General features: G+C 71.2%; 8 protein-coding genes. 7 read left to right on the top strand and 1 reads right to left on the bottom strand.

What is annotated here, in order from left to right; all coding sequences use genetic code 11:
- The 7 genes from asnB to VKH46_13635 all read left to right on the top strand — a co-directional run.
- Positions 1–1,649, top strand: a 1,649-nt coding sequence (gene asnB, locus VKH46_13665; GenBank protein HKB71889.1) for an asparagine synthase (glutamine-hydrolyzing), incomplete at its 5' end; no start/stop codon positions are given.
- On the top strand, positions 1,646–2,554 hold the full coding sequence (locus VKH46_13660; GenBank protein HKB71888.1) for a phosphatase PAP2 family protein: 909 nt from the start codon (positions 1,646–1,648) through the stop codon (positions 2,552–2,554). The genes asnB and VKH46_13660, both read left to right, overlap by 4 nt.
- A gap of 75 nt (positions 2,555–2,629) precedes the next feature.
- Positions 2,630–4,549 carry a squalene--hopene cyclase gene (gene shc, locus VKH46_13655; protein ID HKB71887.1) on the top strand — a complete coding sequence of 640 codons (1,920 nt, stop codon included), beginning with the start codon at positions 2,630–2,632 and terminating at the stop codon, positions 4,547–4,549.
- Positions 4,546–5,547 (top strand): adenosyl-hopene transferase HpnH, encoded by a 1,002-nt coding sequence (gene hpnH / locus VKH46_13650; protein ID HKB71886.1) that lies wholly within the window; start codon positions 4,546–4,548, stop codon positions 5,545–5,547. Before shc ends, hpnH begins: the two co-directional genes overlap by 4 nt.
- Positions 5,548–5,684: 137 nt before the next feature.
- Positions 5,685–6,698, top strand: coding sequence for a hopanoid-associated sugar epimerase (hpnA, locus tag VKH46_13645; GenBank protein ID HKB71885.1), 1,014 nt, complete (start codon positions 5,685–5,687; stop codon positions 6,696–6,698).
- Positions 6,695–7,408: a hypothetical protein gene (locus VKH46_13640; protein HKB71884.1), complete on the top strand. Its 714-nt coding sequence runs from the start codon at positions 6,695–6,697 to the stop codon at positions 7,406–7,408. The genes hpnA and VKH46_13640 overlap by 4 nt, the downstream gene beginning before the upstream one ends.
- Positions 7,409–7,413: 5 nt before the next feature.
- Positions 7,414–8,319: a squalene/phytoene synthase family protein gene (locus VKH46_13635; protein ID HKB71883.1), complete on the top strand. Its 906-nt coding sequence runs from the start codon at positions 7,414–7,416 to the stop codon at positions 8,317–8,319.
- Positions 8,320–8,549: 230 nt separating this feature from the next.
- Here the strand turns inward: VKH46_13635 and VKH46_13630 are convergent.
- Positions 8,550–8,898, bottom strand: a 349-nt coding sequence (locus tag VKH46_13630) for a lysylphosphatidylglycerol synthase domain-containing protein (GenBank protein HKB71882.1), incomplete at its 5' end; no start/stop codon positions are given.

The following is an 8,898-nucleotide window of genomic DNA, read 5'->3' as shown; positions in this document are numbered from 1 at the left end:
TCTTCAATTTCCGCGAGCTCCGCCGCGCGGATCGCCGCCGCGACCTTCCGTACCGCGGGACCGGAGACGCCGAAGTCCTGCTCCACGCGCTGAACGCCCGCGGCCGCGCCGCGCTCGAAACGCTCGAAGGGATGTTCGCGTTCGCGTACTTCGACCCGCGCGATCGCTCGCTGCTTCTCGCGCGCGACCGGATCGGGATCAAGCCTCTCTACTATTTCGAGAAGGGCGGGACGTTCCTCTTCGCCTCGGAGCCGAAGGCTCTCCTCGTCCACCCGGCGGTTTCCGCGGAAGTCGATCCCGAGGCGCTCGGCGATTACCTCTCGTACGGCTACGTGCCTTTCGATCGCGGAATCTTCCGGGGCGTCCGAAAACTTCCTCCCGGCCATGCCCTCGTCCGGGCGCGAGGGCGGACCACGGTCTCCCCGTACTGGGAGCCCGAGCCCGCCGCGATCGGGGCGGACCCGCCGGAGGAGCTCCGCGAGGTCCTCCGCCGCGCGGTGCGGTCGCACGCGGTCTCCGACGTCCCGGTCGGCTCACTCCTTTCGGGAGGTCTCGACTCGACCTGCGTCACGGCGCTCCTCCAGGAATTCTCGCCCGGGCCGGTTCCGACGTTCACGGTCGCCTACCGGGACGGCGGCCAGGAGGACATGCGGCACGCGGAGATCGCCGCTCGCCGGCTCGGCACGGACCACGCCGCCGAAGAGCTCACGCATGGCGACGTGGGGGACGCGATCGACGAAATCACGGGCGCGCTCGACGAGCCGGTGAGCGACGCCCGGGCGCTCGCTTTCTTCCACCTGTCGCGCCTCGCACGCTCCCGGGCGAAGGTCGTCCTCTCGGGCGACGGCGGCGACGAGGTCTTCGGCGGCTACGGCTGGCACGAGAGCTCCCTCGCGTACGACGTCCGGCGGCGGCGCGTGACGGGACTCCTTCCGATCTTCGGGTGGACCGACCGGCGCCTCCTGGCTCCTCTCCGGGGGAGCGTCTGGGCGGCGCGCGCGGAGGGACTCCGGAAGTTCGTCTCCTCCGACCCGGTCGACCGGTACTTCGCGCTGCGCGGATTCTTCACGCGCGAGGAGCGCCGGGTGATCTTCGACCCGGCGTTCGCGGCCGACGATCCCGCCTGGCTCTTCCGTCGCTTCTACCGCGAAGACCTCTCGCCTGCTGCCCGGCTGTGCCATCTGGACCGGAAGACGTACCTCCCCGACAACATCCTGGCGCTCGTCGACCGCGCGTCGATGGCCCACGGGCTCGAAGTCCGCGTCCCCCTGCTCGACCGGAGGGTGGTGGAATTCGGGCTCGCGCTCCCGGATGACCAGCTCGTGCGCCCCGGCGCGACGAAGATCCTCTTCCGCCGCGCGGTGGCTCCGTGGCTTCCGGAGGAGATCCTCGCGCGGCCGAAGTACGGTTTTTCCCCGCCGTTCAAACGGTGGGTCTCGGCCGGGAACGGCCGCCCGGCCTTCGACCGCCTGCGCCGCGGAGCGCTCGCCCGCGACGGCATCGTCGACGTCCGGGCGCTCGAGCGCCGCATCGCGAGCGGGATGCCGAGGCGATGGAACAAGCTCTGGCTCCTCGTCGTGCTCGATCGTTGGTACTCCCGGTGGATCGCCGGCGCGAACGCCGATCGCGCTGCCGCGGCTCTCGCATGAGGAGCGCTTTGGCCGCGGCTTTCCTCCTCGCCGCCCTTCCCCTCGCGGCGGAGACGCCGGCATCTTCTCCCTCGCCGGCGCCGGAATCTTCCGCGGCGCAAACGCCCGATCCCGCGGCCGCGCCGACACCCGATCTTTCCGTGCCGGATCTCGTCGTCAGCGCGCCCCCGCCGGGCGGAGTGCTCCCGGCCATCGGCAACGAGGCCCGCCGATACGGCCGCGACACGATCGGTCTCGTGACCGCTCCCCTGTCGTGGAACCGGCAGGACCGCGAGAAGGCGGCCGCCTTCGGGGTGATCCTCGGCGGCCTCTTCCTCGCCGACCGGTCGATCGACCACCAGGCGGCGGCGAGCCGGTCTCCGACGACCGACTCCGTCTCGAGCGCGACGATGCCGTTCGGCGCCGAAGGAGGATTCGCCGTTTCCGCGGCGCTCGTGGCGGCCGGCCTCGCCTTCCGCGACCCCGCCACGCGCGACATGGGGCGCGACGCGCTCGAGGCGGCGGTGCTCGCCGGGCTGCTCGACAACGTCGTCAAGAGGATCTCCGGCCGCGAACGGCCGGTCAATTCCAACGGGCAGACCGTGTTCGAGCCCGGCTCCTCCAACGCCTCGTTCGCGTCCGGCCACACCACCGTCGCGTTCGCGGTGGCGTCGGTCATCGCCGCGCGCTCCCCGGGGTGGATCGTTCCCGGCCTCGCATACGCCGCCGCGACTCTCGTCGGAATGGATCGGATCAACAACCGGGCGCACTTCGCGAGCGACGTCTTCGCCGGGGCGATCCTCGGCACCCTCACCGGGCGTTGGCTCGTCCATCGCCACCGCGCCGCCGAGGCCAATGAGGACCGCGAAGCGACGCTCGAGCTGGTCCCGATCGCGCGCGGGCTGGGGGCGAAAATCCTCTTCTGAACGCGCACGGTTCCGTCGAGCCGGAGAATGCTCCGGCTCCCGTATAATCCGAGGCTCCGGCGGGGGAACGAACACATGTCTCTCCTCGAACAATCACGACCCGAGCCCGACGTCGCGACCACCGTCTCCGCGGCGCGCGATTACCTCTTCTCGATCCAGCATGACGACGGGCACTGGTGCGGCGAGCTCGAGGGGGACACGATTCTCGAGTCGGAATACGTCCTCACGTTCCACTTCCTCGGACGGGCCGGCGAGAAGACCCGGAAGGCCGCCGCGTGGATCCGCGGCAAACAGCTCGCCGAAGGCGGCTGGGCGACCTACCCGGGAGGTCCCCCGGAGGTGAGCGCCTCCGTGAAGGGATACTTCGCGCTGAAGCTCGAAGGGGACGACCCGGAGGCGCCGCACATGAGGAGGGCGCGGCAGGCCATCCTCGGCCTCGGAGGCCTCGACGCCTGCAACTCGTTCACGAAGATCTATCTGGCGATCTTCGGCCAGTACGACTGGGACCGGTGCCCTGCCGTGCCCCCGGAGCTCGTGCTCCTTCCCGACGCCTTCCCGATGTCGATCTACCGGATGTCCTCCTGGTCGCGGGCGATCGTCGTGCCGCTCTCGATCATCTGGGCGAAGCGCCCGTTCCACGCGATTCCGCCCTCCGCCGGGATCGCCGAGCTCGCCGTCCCTCGCCTTCCGGCGCGCGACCGGAAGATGCGCCCTCGCCGCGAGCGCTTCTGGCGGGCGTTCTTCGGCGGTCTCGACCGGACGCTGAAGGCCGTCGAAGCGGTCCCGTGGAAACCGCTTCGCGCGCGCGCGCTGCGGCGCGCCGCCCGATGGACGGAGGAGCGCCTGGCCGACAGCGACGGGCTCGGGGCGATCTTCCCGCCGATCGTGAATACGATTTTCGCGTTCCGCGCGCTGGGCGTCCGCCCGGACGACCCGCGGATCGCGTCGCAGGTCGCGGAGCTCGAGAAGCTCGAGCTCGAGGAGGAGGGGACGCTCCGCGTCCAGCCGTGCTTTTCGGCCGTTTGGGACACGGCGCTCGCCCTTCACGCACTTCTCGAATCGGGCATTTCCGAGGACGACCGCCGCCTGCTCGCCGGCGCGCGCTGGCTCCTCGACCGCGAGGTGCGGGTCAAGGGCGACTGGTCGCGCCGCGTGAAGGACACGGCCTCGGGAGGATGGTTCTTCGAGTACCGCAACGCGTTCTATCCCGACACGGACGACACGGCCGAGGTCCTGGCCGCGCTCTCCCGCGTCCGGTTCGCCGAGGGGGAGGACCGCCGCCGGCGCGAAGCCCTGTCGCGGGGAACGCGGTGGCAGCTCGCGATGCAGAACGCCGACGGGGGCTGGGGGGCGTTCGACCGCGGCTGCGACCGCGACGTGCTGACGTTCGTGCCGTTTGCGGACCACAACGCGATGATCGACCCGAGCTGCGAGGACATCACCGGCCGGACGCTCGATGCGCTCGGGAGGCTCGGAATCCCGCCGTCGGATCCCGCGGTGCGGCGCGCGGTCGGCTTCCTGCGGGCGCGGCGCGACCCCGACGGGACCTGGTACGGGCGCTGGGGATGCAACTATCTGTACGGCACCTGGCTCGCGCTGCGCGGGCTTCGCCGCGCGGGCTTGCCCGCGTCCGACGCCGCGTTCCGCGACGCCGCGGCCTGGATCGAAACGCGCCAGAACGCCGACGGCGGCTGGGGAGAGCTCCCCCGCTCCTACGACGAGCCGGAGACGAAAGGGATCGGGCCGAGCACGCCGTCGCAGACCGCCTGGGCGCTCCTCGCGCTGTTCTGCGCGGGGACGTTCGACGGCCCGGCCGTCCGGCGCGGCATCGAGCACCTGCTCGAGCGGCAGCGGGGGGACGGATCGTGGGAAGATCCGTTCTGGACCGGGACGGGATTCCCGAAAGTGTTCTACCTGAAGTATCACCTGTACGCGACGTTCTTTCCGCTCTGGGCCCTGGCGACGTACGAACGAGGAGAATCGGCCTTTCCATGAGATTCCCGATCCACATCACGACCGACATGATCCAGCACCAGTTCCGGAACGCGGTGCGGGGCAACCGCCGCTACCCGTTCGTGCTGATGCTCGAGCCTCTCTACACCTGCAATCTCGCGTGCATCGGCTGCGCGACCGAGCGCCACACGGGCCGGATCCAGGATCGGCTGCCGCTCGAGCGCTGCCTGGAGGCGGTCGAGACCTCTCAGGCGCCCGTCGTCTCGATCTGCGGCGGCGAGCCGACGATCTATCCGGAGCTCGCCGCGCTCGTCGCGGGCATCATCGAGCGCAAGCGCCACATCTATCTCTGCACGAACGCCCTGCTCCTGGACCGGAAAGTGTACGGCGTGATCCCTCCGCACAAGCGGCTGATGATCAACGTGCACCTCGACGGGATGCGCGAGACGCACGACCGCGTGTGCGACGCGCCGGGAACGTTCGATCGCGCGATCGAGATGATCCGGCAGGGGCGGCGGCTCGGCCATCACCTGATGGCGAACATGACGATCTTCCGGGAGACCGACGTCTCCGAGGTCGAGGAGCTCTGCGATCTGCTGACGAGCCTCGGCGTCGAGGGGATGCTCGTCACGCCCGGCTATCACTACGAGTCCGTCGACCGCGACATCTTCCTCACCCGGTCGGAGATCCAGCTGAAGTTCCGCCGCGTGCTCGACATCTCGAAGAGGTACCGGCTGACCTCGACCCCGATGTTCCTCGAGTTCGCGGCCGGCCTGCGCGAGTACAAGTGCTCGCCCTGGAGCACGGTCACGTTCACCCCGCGCGGATGGAAGGGCCCCTGCTATCTCATCGGAAAGAAGTACACGTTCTCGTGGGAGGAGTTCTGGAACGAAACCGACTGGGGGTACTGGGAGTCCCGGCAGGACGATCTCTGCCAGAACTGCGCGATGCACTCCGGCTTCGAGGCGTCGGTCGTGAAGGAGCTGCCGAAACACCCGGGGGACATGGTGCGGCTCGCCGCGTGGAATCTCCTCGGCTGAACGGGAGACGCGGCGCGTCCGCCGGCGGCGCTCCGGCGGATGCCGGTGAGGCGTCGATGAAGACGCCGGCGAGGCGTCGATGAAGACGCCGGCGAGGCGTCGATGAAGACGCCGGCGAGGCGTCGATGGACGCCGCGATGAGCGACCTCGACCTCGTCACCGGCGGCACGGGGTTCGTGGGAGCGCATGTCGTCCGCGCGCTCCTGGCGCGCGGACGTTGCGTCCGCTGTCTGGCGCGCACCGGGAGCTCTCTCGCCAACGTCGAGGGGCTTCCGGTCGAGATCGTGCGCGGCGACCTTCGGGAGCCCGCGTCGCTGGCGCGCGGGGCGGCCGGGGTCGACACGCTCTACCACTGTGCCGCCGATTACCGCCTCTACGCGCGCGATCCCCGGGAGCTCTATGCCGCCAACGTCGACGGCACCGAAAACGTCCTCCGCGCCGCGGTCGACGCGGGAGTTCGCCGCATCGTCCACACGAGCTCCGTCGCGACCCTCTCGCCGCGCGGCGGCGAGCCGGCCGACGAGACCCGCCCCGCGTCGCCCGACAGCGTGATCGGCCACTACAAACGAAGCAAGGTGCTCGCCGAGCGCGTCGCGCTCCGATGGGCCGCTGAAGGCGCTCCGGTCGTCGTCGTCAACCCCTCGACGCCGGTGGGAGAGCTCGACGTCAAGCCGACGCCGACGGGACGCATCGTCGTCGACTTCCTCCGGCGCCGCATGCCGGCTTACGTCGACACGGGGTTGAACCTCGTCGACGTCCGCGACGTCGCGGAGGGCCACCTGCGGGCGGCGGAGAAAGGACGCCCGGGCGAGCGATACATCCTCGGGAATCGGAACATGACGCTGAAGGAGATCTTCGACGTGCTCGCGGCGATCACGGGCCTCCCCTCCCCGCGCGTGAGGCTCCCGCATTGGGTCCCGATCGCCGCGGCCGCCGTCGACACCGGGATCGCGCGCCTCCTCAACCGCGAGCCGCGGGTCCCGCTCGAGAGCGCGCGGATGGCGCGCCACCGGATGTACTTCGATTCGAGCAAGGCGGTGCGCGAGCTGGGGTTTCCGCAGAGTCCCGTCGAGGACGCGCTCGCGCGCGCGGTCGCATGGTTCCGGGACCACGGCTACTCCGCGCCGGCGCGGCCGCGAGCCGCCGCGTGACGGGGGTCCTGACGGCGCTCCCGGAGGAGCTCGGGCCGCTGCTCGCGGGCGCGTCGTCCCCGATACGCGCGGCGCGCCGGACATACCGGGCGCGCCTCGCCGGAACGGAAGTCCTCGTGGCGGCGACCGGAGAAGGGCCCGACCGCGCCGGGCGGCGGGCGGCGGATCTCCTCGGACGCTACCGACTCGACGCGCTCATCGGGACGGGACTGGCGGGCGCGCTCTCCCCCGCTCTCCGCGAAGGCGAGGTGATCGCGGCGCGCGAGGTCCGCGGCGCGGACGGAGCGGTCTGGCGGGCCGACGCCGGCCTTTTCGCGCGGGCGTCGCCGAGCGCCGACCGGGTCGGCGTCGTCTTCTCCATGGATCGTCTGAGCGGGACCGCTGCCGAGAAGGCGGCGCTCGGCGCGGCGCACCCCGGGGTGGAGAACGCGGTGACGGACCTCGAATCGTCCGGCTGGGCGGCGGCCGCCGCGCGCGCGGGCGTGCCGTTCCTCGCGCTTCGCGCGGTGCTCGACACGGCCGCCGAGGACCTGCCGGAGGCGGTGCGGCGATCGTGGAAGGACGGACGGCTCGACCGCACGGCCGTCGTGCTCCGCGCGCTGCTGCGCCCGAGCGTATTTCCCGAGTTGTTCGCCCTGCGCCGGCGCACCGTCCGCGCAATGGAGCGGATCGCCGGTCTCCTCCCGGCGCTCCTGCGGGCCGAGGCGTGAACGGAATGGCCGATCTCGACCGGCTCCTCGCGAAAACGAGCCGCACCTTCGCGCTTTCGATCCCGCTCCTGCCGGAGCCGACGCGGCGCGAGGTCGGGATCGCCTATCTCCTCTTCCGCATCGCCGACACGTTCGAGGACGCGACACTCTGGGAGCCTCGCCGCCGGATCGAGGCCCTCGCCGAGCTCGCCTCGCTGCTTCGCGGAACCGGCTCGGCCGCCGAGGAGGCGGCGGCGAGAAGATGGACCGGGGACCCGCCGTGCGCACAGGAGGGCTATCTCGAGCTTCTCCGCGAATCCCCCACGGTTCTCGGCGACTTCCGCTCGCTTTCCGCCGGAGCGGTTTCGACGATCCGCGAGCGCGTCGTCGCGTCGGCCGAAGGGATGGCGCGGTTCGTCGGCCGGATGTCGCCGGACGGCGAGCTCCGCCTCGCCGACCTCGACGACCTTCGCTCCTACTGCTACGTCGTCGCCGGCATCGTCGGAGAGATGCTGACGGACCTCTTCCTGCTCGGCCGCGACGGCCTCGCGCCGATCGCGGGATTCCTCCGCGAGCGCGCGGCGCGGTTCGGCGAAGCGCTGCAGCTGGTCAACATCGTCAAGGACGCCGGTTCGGACCGGTCGGAAGGGCGAAGCTACCTCCCCGAAAGCGTCTCCCGGGCGGAGGTGTTCGAGCTCGCCCGGCGCGACCTCGCAGAGGCGTCGGAATACGTGCTCGCGCTGCAGCGCGCGGGCGCCCCGGAAGGACTCGTCGGGTTCACGGCGCTCCCCGTCGAGCTCGCCTGGGAGACGCTCGACCGCGTCGAGAAGCACGGGCCCGGAACGAAGGTGCCGCGCACGCAGGTCTACCGCATCGTCGCGCGGCTCAAGCGGAATCTGGAGCGCGGGCGGCCGGCGGCGCGGCGACACTGACCCGCCCGGCGAATGCCGGACCGACGTGCCCTCGGAGCGGTTTCATTCCCTCCCCGAGGTAAGGCGCGGGGAGGCGCGAGCCCGGCGGGCCGCGCCGGCCTCCGCCTTCGCTAAAGCTTCGGCGCGATCCTATCGGCATCGACCGGCCGGTACGGTCTGCGCGAGCTCACTGCCGATCGCGCCGTAGCTCGGCAGAGCGAGACGGACGGCTCGATGCATCGCCGCGCCGCTCAGGAAACGCGACGCCGTTCGAGCACGGCGAACGTGACCAATCCCACCATCGCCCAGACGAGCTCGCGCAACCGCCGCACGAATCCCAGCGCGAACCCGTCGGCGGCGGAAAGGCCGAGCGCCGCGAAGATCGCGACCTTCCCTCCCTCTTGCGTTCCGGCCTTCGCCGGCACGAAGAAGAACGCCGTCTCGATCAGCACCGAGAGCGATTCGATCGAGAACGCCGTTCCCCACGAGACCGGCGCCCGGAGGAAGCGGAGGATGAGCCAGGCCTCGACGATCCCGACGCTCCACGCGCCGAGGAAGCACGCCACCGAGGCCGCCAGGTCGAGCGGGCGCGACCGGAAG

The sequence above is a fragment of the Thermoanaerobaculia bacterium genome (assembly GCA_035260525.1).
Taxonomy (GTDB): Bacteria; Acidobacteriota; Thermoanaerobaculia; order UBA5066; family DATFVB01; genus DATFVB01.
The sequence above is the reverse complement of the archived record's forward strand: the minus strand, read 5'-3'. Positions and strand labels throughout refer to the sequence as shown.

What these genes read in the sequence shown, in the direction of transcription:
- VKH46_13660 (HKB71888.1), top strand. Translation starts at nt 1,646, where the DNA reads ATGAGGAGCGCTTTGGCCGCGGCTTTCCTCCTCGCCGCCCTTCCCCTC.
- shc (HKB71887.1), top strand. Translation starts at nt 2,630, where the DNA reads ATGTCTCTCCTCGAACAATCACGACCCGAGCCCGACGTCGCGACCACC.
- hpnH (HKB71886.1), top strand. Translation starts at nt 4,546, where the DNA reads ATGAGATTCCCGATCCACATCACGACCGACATGATCCAGCACCAGTTC.
- hpnA (HKB71885.1), top strand. Translation starts at nt 5,685, where the DNA reads ATGAGCGACCTCGACCTCGTCACCGGCGGCACGGGGTTCGTGGGAGCG.
- VKH46_13635 (HKB71883.1), top strand. Translation starts at nt 7,414, where the DNA reads ATGGCCGATCTCGACCGGCTCCTCGCGAAAACGAGCCGCACCTTCGCG.